General features: G+C 43.5%; 15 protein-coding genes. 2 read left to right on the top strand and 13 right to left on the bottom strand.

The genetic code is table 11. The features are described 5' to 3' along the window. Positions 1-56 precede the first annotated feature (56 nt). The 13 genes from JBF11_RS01205 to JBF11_RS01145 all read right to left on the bottom strand — a co-directional run bounded on the left by JBF11_RS01205 (position 57) and on the right by JBF11_RS01145 (position 11,265). Positions 57-1,970, bottom strand: coding sequence for a molybdopterin biosynthesis protein (locus JBF11_RS01205; protein WP_334315568.1), 1,914 nt, complete (start codon positions 1,968-1,970; stop codon positions 57-59). A 7-nt stretch (positions 1,971-1,977) separates the two neighbouring features. Beyond that, positions 1,978-3,207 (bottom strand): molybdopterin molybdotransferase MoeA, encoded by a 1,230-nt coding sequence (locus tag JBF11_RS01200; RefSeq protein ID WP_334315567.1) that lies wholly within the window; start codon positions 3,205-3,207, stop codon positions 1,978-1,980. A gap of 9 nt (positions 3,208-3,216) precedes the next feature. Beyond that, a complete protein-coding gene (locus tag JBF11_RS01195) occupies positions 3,217-3,894 on the bottom strand; it encodes an ATP-binding cassette domain-containing protein (RefSeq protein WP_334315566.1) in 678 nt (225 codons plus the stop codon). Continuing rightward, on the bottom strand, positions 3,881-4,570 hold the full coding sequence (locus JBF11_RS01190) for an ABC transporter permease (RefSeq protein WP_334315565.1): 690 nt from the start codon (positions 4,568-4,570) through the stop codon (positions 3,881-3,883). Before JBF11_RS01190 ends, JBF11_RS01195 begins: the two co-directional genes overlap by 14 nt. Positions 4,571-4,582: 12 nt before the next feature. After that, complete coding sequence (locus JBF11_RS01185; RefSeq protein ID WP_334315564.1) at positions 4,583-5,398, bottom strand: ABC transporter substrate-binding protein; 816 nt, start codon at positions 5,396-5,398, stop codon at positions 4,583-4,585. An 18-nt stretch (positions 5,399-5,416) separates the two neighbouring features. Beyond that, complete coding sequence (locus JBF11_RS01180) at positions 5,417-5,848, bottom strand: MOSC domain-containing protein (RefSeq protein ID WP_334315563.1); 432 nt, start codon at positions 5,846-5,848, stop codon at positions 5,417-5,419. Between the two features lie 9 nt (positions 5,849-5,857). Further along, entirely contained in the window at positions 5,858-6,349 is a 492-nt protein-coding gene (locus tag JBF11_RS01175) for a MogA/MoaB family molybdenum cofactor biosynthesis protein (RefSeq protein ID WP_334315562.1), read from the bottom strand. Next, the gene (gene moaA / locus JBF11_RS01170; protein ID WP_334315561.1) at positions 6,350-7,324 is read right to left on the bottom strand and encodes a GTP 3',8-cyclase MoaA; all 975 of its coding nucleotides are present in this window, start codon (positions 7,322-7,324) and stop codon (positions 6,350-6,352) included. Beyond that, on the bottom strand, positions 7,324-7,809 hold the full coding sequence (moaC, locus tag JBF11_RS01165) for a cyclic pyranopterin monophosphate synthase MoaC (protein WP_334315560.1): 486 nt from the start codon (positions 7,807-7,809) through the stop codon (positions 7,324-7,326). The genes moaA and moaC overlap by 1 nt, the downstream gene beginning before the upstream one ends. A 5-nt stretch (positions 7,810-7,814) precedes the next feature. After that, complete coding sequence (locus JBF11_RS01160) at positions 7,815-8,528, bottom strand: HesA/MoeB/ThiF family protein (protein WP_334315559.1); 714 nt, start codon at positions 8,526-8,528, stop codon at positions 7,815-7,817. Position 8,529: 1 nt separating this feature from the next. Next, a complete protein-coding gene (locus tag JBF11_RS01155; protein WP_334315558.1) occupies positions 8,530-8,751 on the bottom strand; it encodes a MoaD/ThiS family protein in 222 nt (73 codons plus the stop codon). 56 nt (positions 8,752-8,807) lie between these two features. Next, positions 8,808-10,610: an aldehyde ferredoxin oxidoreductase family protein gene (locus JBF11_RS01150; RefSeq protein WP_334315557.1), complete on the bottom strand. Its 1,803-nt coding sequence runs from the start codon at positions 10,608-10,610 to the stop codon at positions 8,808-8,810. 193 nt (positions 10,611-10,803) lie between these two features. Further along, positions 10,804-11,265, bottom strand: coding sequence for an EVE domain-containing protein (locus JBF11_RS01145; protein ID WP_334316299.1), 462 nt, complete (start codon positions 11,263-11,265; stop codon positions 10,804-10,806). A gap of 557 nt (positions 11,266-11,822) precedes the next feature. Here JBF11_RS01145 and JBF11_RS01140 point away from each other — a divergent pair. Both JBF11_RS01140 and adhE read left to right on the top strand, forming a co-directional pair. Next, a complete protein-coding gene (locus tag JBF11_RS01140) occupies positions 11,823-13,259 on the top strand; it encodes an alanine/glycine:cation symporter family protein (protein WP_334315556.1) in 1,437 nt (478 codons plus the stop codon). Between the two features lie 130 nt (positions 13,260-13,389). Beyond that, a complete protein-coding gene (gene adhE, locus JBF11_RS01135) occupies positions 13,390-15,966 on the top strand; it encodes a bifunctional acetaldehyde-CoA/alcohol dehydrogenase (RefSeq protein WP_334315555.1) in 2,577 nt (858 codons plus the stop codon). The last annotated feature ends 90 nt before the right edge of the window (positions 15,967-16,056 follow it).

Below are 16,056 nucleotides of genomic sequence, written 5' to 3'. Positions count from 1 at the left end.
TTTCAAACCCAAAAACATTGTTTTGTGCAATGATAAATAGTTTTATACAAGCAGTCTTAAGAAACAGAAACGATTTCGCCGCAAGCGGAAAATTCATACCCGCCCAACCGCATTACTTTTTGTTTGAAATCTTCACTCTTCAAAACGTCAATGAATGCTTTGACATGGGGCAAATCAAGATTATTTCGCTCAATGGCAAAATCATATTCTTCAAAGCCTACCGGCACAAAATCCAAATTCATTGCCCTAGCTGCGGATTCAATACCCATTCCGCAGTCAACAGCACCGCTTTGCACCAATGCAGCAACCGCCATATGCGTTGCAGCCTCTTTATCATAGCCATTAACCTGTTCGCAAGAAATTCCGTTTTTCCTGAGCAAATAATCGAAAAGCACACGAGTTCCGGCACCGCTTTGCCTATTTATGTAACGGCACCTTGCCACATCGCTCATTGCGGAAATATTTTCAGGATTTCCTTTGGGAACAATAAAACCCTGCACGCGTTTGACCCCTTTTATCAAAGCCATTTGCCGGCAGCCGCCTGTAAACAATTTTTTTATCATCGGAATATTGTATATTCCGCTTTCTTCATCAAGCAGATGAATGGGAGCCATATGGGCTTCTCCGCGTTTCAAAGCCATAAGCCCCGCCAAACTTCCCACATGACTGCTTGAAAGATACATGTTTTTATATTTGTTAGGAAGCATATCCGCCAAAATATCAAGCATCAAATCATGGCTGCCGATAGAAACAACCGTATTTTCAATTTCTTTCAAAGAACGGCAAAGTTCAACCGTCACGCTGTCGCCAGCATCCAATCCTTCCTGATTTTGTTCAATAATGCAAAAACCGTCGGCACGCACCAAGCTCATGGCAGCCCCTGCCCCTCGCGCAAGTGGCGTCGCAATGATTTTATCATCGACCTTGCCGACTTTCACCCGCACATATTCTTTATGTTTCAAACTGGAAACCAAACGTTTGGAAAGAAAAGCCCGAACAGTTTCCCTATTTTCCTCAGCGAAATTCTGCAAATGGTTCAAAAGAGGACGTACAAAATTTTGATAACAAACATAAGCAGATACGGGGTAACCGGGCAAACCGACAACCGGCTTATCGCCAACCATTGCCAAAATAACGGGCTTTCCGGGCTTTATGGCAACCCCGTGCACAAAAACTTCTCCAAGCTCCCGCAAAACATGCACGGTGAAATCTTCCGTTCCGGCGCTTGAACCTGCATTGACAATAACAACATCGAATTTTTCACAAGCTTCCCTTACGTTATCGCGGATAAGCGCATAATCGTCCTGCAAAATTCCGAGGCGGAAAGGTTTTGCGCCTTGTTCCGCAACCAAGCCCTCAAACATACGGGAATTGGATTCAATGATGACACCGTCGGCAATATTTTGGTCAGGTTCGATAATTTCCGTACCGGTAGCAAAAATCGCCACATTAACCTGTTTATAGACTTCTATTTCGGTAATGCCTCCGGAAAGAAGCACGCCGACATCCATAGGGCGGATTTTGTGATTGCTTGTCAAAATCAATTCATGGGCGACAATATCTTCTCCCACCGGGCGAATATGCTGCCAGCTCATGGCCGGCTCTGTGATTTGCAGTCCGCCGTCATCCGTTTCAATCAAATCTTCAGCCATAATCACAGCATCAAAAGGTTCATGGACAGGGTCGCCGGTATCCACAACAAGAAAATCTTCCTTTTGTAAAACAAGCGGCTTGAGCTCACAAGCATCTTTTGTTTTTTGTGAAACAACCGCAACGCCGTCCATTGCCGCAGAATTATATAACGGTGAATTATATTTCGCATAAACGGCAGAAACCGTCACCCGCCCCAAGGCTTGAACAACCGGAATAATTTCCGTTTTTAGCGGAACACGCTTTTTCACGACGGAAAGATAGCTGTCAAGCGCTTCCTCCACGGGAATGACATTTAAATATAAATTTCTTTTTTTCATTTCGCACCTATATTAAATACACGCAGACTTGCTCGTCTTTTTTTACGCCTTCACTGTTCATACCCACAAGGATATAGCCCTGCGCCTTTGCAAGCGAAGAAACAACACCGGATTTGCCAAAAATGGGGATTGCGGTATATTCATGCCCTTCCCGCTCAAGCTGAACGAGCTGACACGTCAAACGACCGTCGGCACTTGGAAAATTACACGCCATTTTCGCCGTGATCTGCACAATAGGCGAAACTTGCCATAGTTTTCTATATACCTGCGCAGCCAGCAATTCAAATAAAAGCATAGCGGCGACCGGATGTCCTGGCAAACCGAGCAAAAGGCAAGCATTTTTCTCATCATATGCCGTTATTGTAGGTTTTCCGGGTTTTACCGCAATGCCGTGCGTCAAAATACCAGTTGTGGAAATTTCGGCGAGCAAACTTGCCGTAAAATCCTTTTCGCCTTGGGAACTTCCACCTGAAACACAAACAATATCAACATGGTGAACAACATTTTCCAATATACGGCAAATAGCTTCCCTATCATCTTTGACATGATGATATTCCTGCACGGCAAAACCGAATTTCACAGCTTGGGCATATAAGCCATAGGTATTGACATCATAAATTTTCCCGGCTTCCAAACGCTCGCCTGCCTGCAAAATTTCATCACCCAAAGAAATAATGGCAACCGTAGGCTTTGCATAAACCAAAACCTCCGCCAAACCCAATGACGCAAGCACCCCGATTTCATGAGGACGCAGGATTGTGCCTTTTTCCAAAACCAAACTTTTTTCAGGAATATCTTCACCGACATCGACAACATATTGATTATGCTTCACATTTTGATAACAAGCAATTTCATTCTCACCGAATTTCTCCGCATATTCAATCATGAGCATTGCGTCCGCCCCATTTGGAAGCATGCCGCCGGTCGGAACATAAACGCATTCGCCGCGCTTGACCGTGTACCGATTTTCTTCTCCCATTTCAACCGCGCCAAGGACTTTCAAAAAGCAGGGAATGCTTTCTCCGGCGCCGACGGTATCAAGGGAATGTATCGCGTATCCGTCAACAGTGGAACGCCGAAAATGAGGCACAGCGAAAGGGGCATGAATATCTTCCGCCAAAATATATTGAAATGCCTGCGTAAGAGCGATTTTTTCCGTTTTCAATTCATTTTTCGCCAAATATGAATAAATCTTATTTTGGGCTTGTTCCAGCGTGTCAACAGTCAATAAATGCATATCCACCTCTTAAAGCAAAGACTGCAGCTGCATATAATGTTTGATTTTTTCATGATTGCTTCGTTTCAATCCTTCCAAATCACATGAAAGGATATGTTCGCCCCGGTCAAAAAAATGATATTCATGGACCAAGTCCGCTATGCTCGCCACTTGATGGCTGATAAGAACAAAAGTCACACCGGATTCGGCATGCAAACGCTTAATCATATTCTTTGCAGTGCTTATGCTTTCTATATCCAAGTTTGACAAACTTTCATCAATGACAATGAATTTTTGCTTTGCGATAACCGCGCGGATAATGGAAACTTTTTGCTGCTGCCCGCTCGAGAGCTGCCGCGCGTGCTCGAATTTTTTTTCAAAAATACCAAATTCATTCAAATAAAAATCAATTTCTTCTTCACAAATTTTTTGTTTGCGGATTTTCAAAGGATATACGATATTTTCCCGAACGGTTTCATGAAGCATATACGGTTTTTGCGAAGCTAAAACAATATCATGAACCTGCAAGCCCTCAAAATCGATTTCCCCTTTCCGATACGGCAAAATTCCCATGATGATTTTTGCCAAAGTCGACTTGCCGCAGCCATTTGAACCGATGAAAGCATGAATTTTACGCTCTTCCAAAATAAGCGTATCGACTGCCAGCGTGAAATCGCCCAATTTCGCTTGCAAATCAGAAATTTTCATTGATATTCTCTTCTTTTCTGAAATAATCCACAAGCAGCTGCAGGAAAAAGGAAATAAGAAGCAGCACGACGCCAAGAAAAATGCCCTCAGTGAAAATACCTTGGCTTTTCAGCAAAGAAATCGCTGTTGTCATGGTTCTTGTGCTGCCTTTGATATTACCCCCTACAAGCATGACGGAACCGACTTCGCTGATGGAACGCCCGAAGCCTGTGACCGCCGCAAAATACATCTCGGAACGCAATTCACGGATAACAAGCCAAAACGTCTGTCTTTCATTAGCTCCCATGCTCTTGGCAAAAGCCCGCATTTGCGGGGCTTGCTTTTGGGCGACAGTATGAACCATTCCCGTAATAATGGGTGTGATGATAAGCACTTGGGCGATAATCATTCCGGGAATGGTAAAAAGAAGTTCGAAACTTCCAAGCGGTCCGCGCCGCATTACGAGCATATATACGACAAGCCCCATAACAACGGGCGGCACGCCCATCAGTGTCTTATTGACACGCAGTACGATGTTTTTACAAGGGAAATGGTATTTTTCAAACAAAAGCCCAAAAACAACGCCGAAGCAGACAGATACGGACGTTGCGGCAAACGCCATGAAAAGCGTCACGGATATCGCATGAAAAGCCCCGACATTATTTAAAAGACCGATGAAATCAAATACCATTTCCATATGAAGACCTGATTATTTTTCAGCGTTGGGAACAAAAAGTCCCTGTCCGTATTTATCAACGCCGAAGTCTGCAATAAGTTTTTGAACCTTATCAGAAACGATCCATTCGATAAAGGCATTGGCGGCTTTATTGTTGACAGCAGGATATTTTGCAGGATTTACAGCGATAACGCCATATTGGTTCAAAAGGTCGGGAGCTTTTTCGCAAATGATATCAAGATCCAATTTCACAGACGCATCGGATTTCATTTTCAAATATGTTCCGCGGTCGGTAAGGATTAAAGCCCGAAGTTCATCAGCCATTGAAAGGCTGGCACCCATGCCGGAACCGGATTCCTTATAATTAGGATTTTGAGCCGGATCAATTCCTAAAGACTTCCAAATGCCTTTTTCTTTTTTATCGGTTCCGGAATCATCGCCGCGGCTGACCCAATTGAGTTTCTTTTCAAAAACTTGAGCCAAGGTTGCTTTGGCATCTTCCGAATAAGGCAAAATATCCTTCGGACCGACAACGACAAAATCATTGTACATGACTTCAAAACGTTCTACGCCGTAGCCTTCAGCGACAAATTTCTCTTCGCTCGCTTTAGCGTGCACAAGAACAACGTCAACATCGCCGTTTTGACCGAGAGCAAGAGCCGCACCGGTGCCGACAGAAACATATTCCAAGGTATAGCCGGTATCAGCCTTGAAAATCGGAGCCAAATAATCAAGAAGTCCCGTATCGGCCGTGCTTGTGGTCGTAGCCATTTTAAGAACACCGTCAGCGGCAAATGCCGGCATTGCGCAGCATACCGCCATAACAAGAGACAATACGATTTTTTTCATAAAATCTTCTCCTCAGTTTTAAGATATTACAGTCATCTCATCACCGACTGCGATTTCCCCGCCTTTGATAATTTTTGCAAAAACACCCTCGCGGGGCATGATGCAATCACCCATTTTTTGGAAAATCTCGCAGCCATGATGACATTCCTTACCGATTTGCGTCATTTCAAGAATGACTTCGTTGCATTGCAACCGTGTTCCCACAGGCAAATTTTTAAAATCAATGCCCGAAACAACGATATTTTCACCAAAAGCGCCGTCATTCACGATTGCGCCTTTAGCACGAAACGCTGCAATTTTCTCATGGGACAGCAAGCTCACTTGCCTATGCCATTTTCCCGCATGCGCATCATTTTCAATGCCATAATCTTCAACAAGTTTCACCTTGCCCACATTATGCTTTTGTATTCCGCGGATTTCACTGATATTTGTCGAAATAACCTTTCCCATAAGAATCTCCTATTTTCTTGCGCAATTATTCGCTTCACCAAGTAAAATTTCCAGTCCGTGATTCAATTCCGAAATGATATATTCCAAACATTCACGAACCGCTTTCGGCGAACCCGGCATATTCACAATCAATGTTTTTTTGCGTATTCCCGCCACAGCTCTTGTGAGCATAGCCCTTTTCGTAAACTGCATGCTATACGCCCGCATCGCCTCCGGTATGCCAGGGGCAAGACGTTCAACAATAGCAAGAGTCGCTTCCGGCATAACGTCGCGGGAAGAAAAGCCCGTTCCGCCGGTAGTGAGAATAAGTTCAGCCCCGCCATCATCTGCTATTTCCCGCATGGCTTTTGCAAGCATTTCCTTGTCGTCGGGCAAAAGAAATTTTTTTACAACCTGATATCCCTCTTTTTGCACAATTTCTTCTATCACAGGAGCGCTCGCGTCTTCGCGTCTTCCCTCATAACCGCTGTCACTGGCTGTAATAATCGCAACACGTTTCATTCAACCTCCAATCGCAGCCATTTTCGCCTGTTCTTCGCAAGAGATGTTTTTTTGCAGAAAACTATGCTCCATAGGTTTGGCAAGCACGGCTTTTCTTATTGCATTTTCCAGCATGGCATCGCTTGCGCCTGCACGGATGAGCGCTGACAAATCAACGCCTATGTCATATTGCAGGCATGTTTTCAAATATCCTGTGCATGTTAACCGCACCCGGTTGCATTCATGGCAAAACTTATGGGAAATAGCACTGATAAAACCGATTTTTCCTTGAAAACCTTGCAAAGAATAATAACGGCTCGGGCCGTTGCCAAGTTTTTCGTAACAAAATCGCATAACTCCGTATTTCTCTTCAATAAGAGCTTTAATGCTGTCTTCTTTCAGATAATTAAACTGCTTTCCCTCGCCTATGGGCATAATTTCAATAAAACGCACATGCAAAGGATTATTTTGTGCAAGAGCAACCAAATCCAAAATATTTTGTTTATCGCCGTCAAAAGGCACACAATTGATTTTTAATTTCAGCCGCGGATATTGCAGGGCTTTTTTTAAACCCGCCTTTACTTTTTCAACATCACCGACACGGGTAATTTTTCTGTATTCGGAATTGTCCAAGCTATCCAAACTGATATTGATACCGTTTATTCCGATACGAACCAGTTCGTCAACATACTCTTCAAGCAAAATACCGTTTGTCGTGAGGGTCACCTGCTCTATTCCCTCAATGGATTTTATGGCTTTCATAAGGTGAAGCGCGTCTTTCCGAACCAAAGCCTCACCGCCCGTAATCTTTATTTTTTTAATACCAAGCCCTGCGAAAATTCTGCATAACCGGATAAATTCTTCATAACGCAGCACTTCATCATGCCCGCACAAATCAATTCCGTTTTCAGGCATGCAGTAAAGACAACGCAAATTACAGCGGTCAGTAATCGATACGCGAATATAATCAATAAGCCTTCCAAAACTGTCCTGCATTATTTTGCCCCATCAAAATAAAAATCGGCACTCTTTCCGCCGTGTTTTTCAACAAGATGAATATCGGAAATAAGCATGCGTTTATCAACGGCTTTGCACATGTCGTAAATGGTCAGCAAAGCGATATTCACCCCTGTAAGAGCTTCCATTTCAACTCCGGTTTTCCCTTCAATTTTCACGGTGCACAGTGCCTTTATACAATTTTTTTCTTCATTGATTTCAAAATCGATACTGCTTTTTGAAATTAAAAGAGGATGACACATGGGAATAAGATGAGCCGTTTGTTTTACAGCCATAATACCGGCTATCCTCGCAACCCCGAGCACATCGCCTTTTTTTATATTTTTTTGCAAGATTGCGTCAATAATCGCTTTATTGCAAAAAATCGTTCCCTCAGCTACAGCCATGCGGGTTGTACTCTTTTTTTCCGTAACATCAACCATAACAGCATTGCCGCTGTCGTCAAAATGAGAAAAACCTTGCATTATCTTCACCTCTTATGACAGATACAATTCCGTTTTCCGGGAATGGTGACAAGTTCCGTTTCTTGTCGTTTCGCATCGTAATATAAAATTTTGCCATACAAAACACCGTTCACGCCAAGCAAAATCTTCAAAGCTTCCACAGCCTGCATGGAGCCGATAATTCCAGCCACAGCCCCCAAAACAGGCGTCACAGCTTTTTGTTTCCCATCAAAAAACCCCATGCAGTTCAAGCAGGGATACCCTTTTTTTATGCAGGAAACAAAACCGTAAAAACTGTCAATTCCCCCCTCGACCAAAGGAATATCATATTTCAGACATGCATTATGCACAATTTTTCTCGTTTCAATATTATCAACACAATTCACGACAATATCAAAACCTTGGATACAATCTTCCGCATTTTTTTCATCAATGCGCAAAACCCGCCCGCGAACATTTACGTCGCTGTTCATTTTTCCGATAATTTTTTCCGCGATATGCGCTTTATATAAATCAATGTCTTGTTCCGTAAAAAAGAATTGCCGGTTTAAATTAGAAAATGCAACAGTATCGGCATCGATAATTTCAAGCCGGCCTATGCCTGCTTGAGCCAGATACGTTGCACAAGGAGTTCCGAGCCCTCCAAAGCCTATAAGCAATACTTCCGATTTACGAAGTTTTTCCTGTCCTTTTTCTCCAATTTCCGATATAATGATTTGCCTGTCATATCTCGTCTGCAAACTACCCTCCTCCTACAGGCGGGAATAATGCCACAACATCGGTATCTTTCACTTCATCTTCCGGCTTTTTATGAAAGCCATTGATCAAAAGTGTGCTGACCGCTTCTTTTGGAATATCGAGAAAATGCAATATATCCAATGCGCAATGAAAATCTTCAGCAGGCAAAAAATACGTTTTTTCCCGATTATCACGCAGTGTGGCAAATAATCTGACCTCTATCATATATACCTCATAAAAAACCCAGCCCGCCAAAGCGAGCCAGGTTTTTTAATCGTTAATTATTTTTCAACCAAACCCAATCTATCAAGAGTTTCCTTGGTCGGGAACGCTTCCTTCCAGCCGCGGACTTCATAGTATTGCGGCAACGTAACTGAGATTTGGCTTACCATGCCTTTTGAAGGTCCGTCAGTAATCGGACTTTCGGTAAGACGTTTCGGCAAACGATCGTCTTCAGGTTTCATGCCGGCGGCTTTATTAAATAAACGTTCAATATTATAAATACGTTCACCAACTTCAAGCAAACCGTTCACATCATAGTTCGTTCCGGTGCCTGCATTCAATAATGCGGCATAGTCAGGAGCGCCAAGAGCGAATGATGAGAACAGGCAAAGTCCCATGGAGTCGATAACGGCGGTTAAATCTTGGAAGATTTTGCACCATGTCGCTTTTCCTTCTGTGGTGGTACGGTCCAATTGTTCGGGCAAGCCCAAAACTTCAGGAGAAATCATATAACCGCGGACATGGCAGCCGCCGCGGTTGCTTGTCGCATAGGTAATGCCGATACCTTGAATACCTCTGGCGTCATATGCGGGCATTTCTTGTTTTTTCACACTCATGGAAACTTCAGGGTGTCCATAGTGTTCGCAGAGGCGGTATGAACCGTCAGCCATAAGTTTGGCAAGAGGAGAACTTGCTTCCCCCATGCGTTTCGTCCATTCGACAATGGCTTCCGCACTGCCCCATTTCAAAGGAACACCGTCGCATTCGGCGTCTTTAATTGCGCCTAATTGATACAATTCCATTGCAGCCGCAATAGTGCAGGGAGTGGAAATGGCATCCAAGCCGTATTCGTTGCAGAAGTAGTTCGCTTTATCAATAGCGTTCAAATCATTGTTTCCGCAGTTGCCGCCATAAGCCCAAAGCGGTTCGTATTCGGGTCCGCCGGCAATTTTACCGTCAATATTGACAACACGTCCGCAGCCGATTTGGCAGCGATGGCAATAATGGTTCTTTACCAAATATTTTTCTTTCAGTGTTTCGCCGGAAATATCATCGGCTTTGTCATAATAACTGCTTTGCCAGTTATTGGTCGGGAATGTACCGATATTATTGACAATATTAACAAGAACAGCAGTGCCGTACGTTGGCAGGCCTTCATGGGTGACAGGATTTTCTTTGAATTTCAAGAGGCAAGTTTTCATTGCTTCTTTGAGCATATCGGCACTGTATGGTTCAACGGCATTCTTGCTTGCCGTAACAGTAATCGCTTTCAGATTTTTAGAGCCCATTACCGCACCGACACCGCTTCTGCCGGCTGCACGGTCCTTATCATTCATAATGGCGGCAAGAAGGGATAAATGTTCACCGGCAGGACCGATATTCAACACGGACGCATTCGGATGAACTTTTTTAAATTCTTCATCACACGCTTCACTCAACATGCCGACATATTTTTCAGCCGGCAAAATTTCGATTTTATCATCATCAATATTGATATATACCCAAGATTTCGCCTTGCCTTCGACAATGATAGCGTCCCAACCGGCATATTTGAGCTTAGCGCCCCAGACACCGCCGGAGTTTGAACATGCGATCATGCCTGTAAGCGGTGATTTGGTCACAACCATATAACGGCCTGCCGTAGGAGAAGCTGTGCCTGTCATAGGTCCGGTAATATAGATAAGTTTGTTGTCGGCAGACAAAGGCTCGACTTTTGCAACGCCTTCTTCATAAAGCATCGCCGTTCCAAGTCCGCGGCCGCCGATAAATTTCTTTGCCAAATCCAAATCTACGGATTCAACAGTGATTTGACCTGTCGTCAAGTTGATACGAGCCAATTTGCCCATGTAAGAAGTTTTCATACTATGCCTCCAAGCATGTCAATACGTTTAACAATTCGATAAATCTTTCCAAAGGCGGGAGGCACTAAAAGCAAAAATGGTTAGCACCCAATGGATTATCTCCATATAACTAGATAATCTCGATTTATCAAATATCATAATAACCCATTTCAAAAACTCTTTCAATAGCTTTTTATCATTTTTAATAAAAAAACTATTTATGGAGTGCAATTTTCATAATATAATCAAAATGTTCTTTGGAAACAGGCTGAACGGAAAGCCGGCTTCCCTTTTTCATAAGTTCCATATCCGCAAGGGCGAGCTCCGCCGATAATCTTTTTCTGGAAAGCGGTTCTTTAAATTCTTCCGCGAGCTTCACATCGACCATGAACCATAAAGGCTTTTCCGGTGTTGATTTCGCATCAAAATGTTCATTGAACATATCCCATGCGAAATGGTCCGGATATGCTTCTTTCACAATTTCGACAACACCGATGATTTCAGGATTTTTACCACTGTGGTAAAAAAAGCCCAAGTCCCCGCATTTCATTGCTTTCATAAAATTACGAGCCTGATAATTCCGCACTCCGTCCCATGATGTCGTTTGATTTTTCGCTTTTTTCAAATCTTCAATTCCAAAACAATGGGGTTCTGTTTTAAAAAGCCAATACTGCATGCCTACCTCGCTTTTAACCGTTTCTTTAAAAAATTCTCTTTTAAAACAATGCAAATATAACTTGTTTTTCATTTTTCTATCTGCAACATTCGGTTTTATTTACATTATTTTAATAATACAGATACTTTTTCAAAAATTCAAGAATAAAAATTTTACATTTTTGTAATACATTCCCAGAAAACACCTTAGACCATTACCATTAAATATATTGATTTTATTTGTTATTTTAATTTACCAATTTTAACAAATAGCATTTTTGCATATTTTGTTGTTTATTCTTTGTTTTCATAATTAACAAAATTTTAAACAAAATGATGTGAAACACAATAAAAATTGCCTAAAATTACCATATTGAAACAATTATGCATGCATTAATTAAATTTTTACTTCATTTTTTCATTACAAAAAAACAGGTATGGATTTTCAATTATTTTTTAAAACAATATGTTGGAAAACAGCACTCTTCCGATACCTTGAAAAGCCGGAATTTTTCCTTGGAAAACCTTTCCGTATTATGATATTATGGGAAAAGTGAATAAAAAATTTAAGGAAAATTTATGGAAACGCTTATCAATTTTCTCAGCGCATTGAGCGGCTTTGTTTGGGGACCTGTCATGCTTGTCCTGCTTATCGGTGTCGGTCTTTATTTAACAATCAGTTTAAAATTTTTCACGTTCCGCCATATTCCGACTGCGTTTAAAAGCATTATGGGCGGCAACCAAAAAGGAAACGGCTCCGGAGAGATTTCTCCTTTCAGCGCTTTGATGACAGCCCTTGCGGGGACTATCGGCACGGGCAGTATCGCCGGCGTCGCAACCGCTATTTTTTGGGGAGGTCCCGGAGCGTTGTTTTGGATGTGGATTACCGCTCTTGTCGGAATGACGACAAAATTCTGTGAAATTTTGCTTTCTGTTTATTATAGGGAAAAAACAGCAAACGGCAGCTATGTCGGCGGTTCAATGTTCTTTATCGAACGGGGGCTCGGGTCCAAATTCAAATTTTTGAGCGTCATGTTCAGCGCCTTCTGTATTCTTGCCTGCTTCGGCACAGGAAACATGATACAGTCAAACACCATTGCGGAATCATTAAAAGGCAGTTTCAGCATTCCTTCCGAATATACCGCCCTTGCCTTATTCTTCATCGCGGGAACAGTCATTTTGGGCGGAGTGAAACGGATTGGCGATTTTGCAAGTAAAGTCGTCCCGTTCATGGCATTTCTTTATATCGGTATTTCCGTTGCCGTATTCATCATGTACTATGATAAATTTTTCGACGTCTTACTTATGATTGTTTCGGACGCTTTTACAGGAACTGCCGTGCAAGGCGGTTTTGCCGGTTCCACGATTATGCTCGCCATTCGCTACGGCATGGCGCGCGGCGTGTTCTCAAACGAAGCCGGACTGGGCACAGCCCCCATAGCGCATGCCGCCTCAACCAACGACTGCGCTGTCGACCAAGCGATTTTCGGCATGCTCGACACCATCATCACGACCATCATCGTTTGCAGCATGACCGGCTTCACCATCATCATTACCGGAATGTGGACTTCACCCGATCAATTGAACGGCGCGACCTTAGCCGCCGCTTCCTACAGCTTCGCCATTCCCCACGGAGATAAGATTGTCACCGTCTGTCTGCTGTTTTTTGCATTCACCACAATCTTAAGCTGGAGCTTATACGGTGAGCGCTGCTGCATATACCTATTCGGGGAAAAATCCATACGCTATTTCCGCTATGCTTACGTTATCTTGGTTCCGGTCGGGGCAATCTCGCAGTTGGACGTTATCTGGCTTATTTCAGACTGCGCAAACGCCCTTATGGCAATTCCGAACTTGACAGGCATTCTCCTGCTCAGCCCTGTCATCCTCAAACTTGTTGAAAAATACAAGAAAGACGGCACTGTTCCTTCCTTTGACGAATCGGAAGAAATGGGGCATCCCCATTGGAAGCAAATCCTGCACGGCCGTTTACCCCGCCCGCATCGTACAAAATAAAACATGTAAGGAAAATTCTTCGGAATTTTCCTTTTTTTCTTATTAAAAAAGCTTGCTTTATTTTTAAAAACAACTATATTGTGATTATATTCACAAAACAGTTTTATAACCCTCTAACAAGGAAAAAGACATGACGTTACAAGAAACATTCACATCGGTTCGCGAAGCTCAAAAAAAATATAGCGGGTTCAGCCAGGAACAGGTTGACAAAATTTTCCGTGAAGCGGCACTTGCCGCAAACCATGCCCGCATTCCTTTGGCAAAGCTTGCCGTACAGGAAACCGGCATGGGAATAGAGGAAGACAAAGTCATTAAAAACCACTTCGCTTCGGAATACATTTATAATGCCTATAAAAATTCCAAAACCTGCGGCGTTATTGATGAAAACACAAGTTTCGGCACAGTCAGGATTGCGGAACCGGTAGGCGTTATCGGCGGCGTAATTCCGACAACAAATCCTACATCGACAGTTATTTTTAAAGCGCTTATCGCCTTGAAAACAAGAAATGCGATTATTTTCTCTCCTCATCCGCGCGCAAAACACTGCACCATCGCAGCGGCAAAACTTGTTTTGGATGCCGCAGTAGAAGCGGGAGCCCCCAAAAATATCATCGCTTGGATAGAAAATCCCACTCTTGAAGACACCCAAGAACTTATGCGTTCCGCCGACCTCATTTTGGCGACAGGCGGACCGGGCATGGTGAAAGCGGCTTATTCTTCCGGCACGCCTGCCGTCGGTGTCGGTTCCGGCAATACACCTGTCATTATTGACAAAAGTGCGGACATCCAACTTGCCGTCAGCTCCATTTTGGTGTCAAAAACCTTTGACAACGGCATGATTTGCGCTTCCGAACAATCCGTCATCGTTCATTCTGAAATCTATAAAAAAGTGAAAGAAGAATTTGCTCTTCGCGGAGCGTATATCCTCAATAACAAGGAAATACAAAAAGTCCGCAGCATCATATTGAATGAAAAAGGCGCATTGAATGCAGACATTGTCGGACAACGCGCCCATACCATTGCAAAAATGGCAGGAATTGACGTGCCGGAAGAAGCGAAAGTTCTGATTGGCGAAGTTGAATCAACGGATTTGTCAGAACCGTTCGCCCATGAAAAACTTTCTCCCGTGCTCGCCATGTATCAGGCTTCTTCCTTTGACAACGCCCTTGCGAAGGCAGAAATTTTAGTTAAGCAGGGCGGTCCCGGACATACATGCGGACTGTATATTGATGACATCAAAGAAAAAGAAACCGTTTCCCGTTTCGCCCGCACCATGAAAACCGGCCGCATTCTCATCAATTCACCTTCCTCCCATGGCGGCATCGGGGACTTGTATAACTTCGATATTGCGCCGTCTTTGACCTTGGGCTGCGGCTCATGGGGCGGCAACAGCGTATCGGAAAACGTCGGTATCAAACACTTATTGAATATCAAAACAGTAGCTAAAAGAAGGGATAATATGTTATGGTTCAAAATTCCTCAAAAAGTGTACTTTAAATTCGGCTGTCTGCCCATTGCCCTGAAAGAGCTTGCCGGCAAAAAACGTGCTGTTATTGTTACCGACAAACAATTGGCGCAGCTCGGCTATACGGATCACATCACAAAAGTTTTGGAAGACTTGCATATCCAATACAGGATTTACTCCGATGTTGAGGCCGACCCGACCCTCGCCATTGTCCGCCAAGGCGCAAAAATGCTTTTGGAATTTGAACCGGATGTGATTATCGCCTTAGGCGGCGGTTCAGCCATTGATGCGGCGAAAATCATGCGTGTGCTTTATGAATATCCGAACACGAACTTCATCGATTTGGCAATGACGTTCATGGATATAAGAAAACGTATCGTCGATTTTCCGAAGCTGGGCATTAAAGCCGGACTTTGGTGCGTGGCGACCTCTGCCGGAACCGGTTCGGAAGTTACGCCTTTTGCCGTCATCACCGACGAACAGTCAGGGATAAAATATCCCCTTGCAGACTATGAGCTCACTGCCGATGTCGCCATTGTCGACCCTGAACTTATGCTTTCCATGCCTAAGGGGTTGACCGCCGCGTCCGGCATTGACGTATTGACACATGCCATTGAAGCGTATGTTTCAATTATGGCGACAGAATATACAAGCCCGCTTGCTCTTGAAGCCATCCGCCTTGTCTTTGACAATTTGGAAAAATCGGTCAAAGAGGGAGCCAATGCAATTTACGAAAAAGAACGCATGGCGAATGCTTCCTGTCTGGCAGGCATGGCGTTTGCAAATGCTTTCCTTGGTGTTTGCCATTCCATGGCGCATAAGCTGGGTTCAAACTTCCACCTGCCGCATGGCATTGCAAATGCGTTGATGCTTGAAGAAAGCATACGGTTCAATGCAACCGACAAACCCAATAAAATGGCGGCATTTTCCCAATATGACCATCCGAACGCATCGGAACGCTATGCAAAAATCTCCGAACTTATGGGACTTTGCGCTGTAAAAGACAGCACGGAACAAAAAATCGAAGCCCTTATCAAACGTATCAACGAATTAAAAACCAATATCGGTATCAAAGCAAGTATCAGGGAATATGACATTAAAGAAGAGACCTTCCTTGCAAAGCTTGATAAAATGGTTGAGGAAGCATTCAACGACCAATGCACGGGAGCAAATCCGCGCTACCCGCTTATGAGCGAAATAAAACAAATGTACCTCAATGCTTATTATGGTGAAAAGAAATAATATGTTTCAATCTTAACCAGTCCGACACATCAAAAACTTGGGGGAAAAGCTCATTTTCCCCCTTTTCCATTCCAAAAATAAAAAAATCCC

The organism is Taurinivorans muris (assembly GCF_025232395.1).
Taxonomy (GTDB): Bacteria; Desulfobacterota; Desulfovibrionia; order Desulfovibrionales; family Desulfovibrionaceae; genus Taurinivorans; species Taurinivorans muris.
Note: the sequence above shows the minus strand (reverse complement) of the source record. Positions and strands in the feature narration are given on the sequence as shown.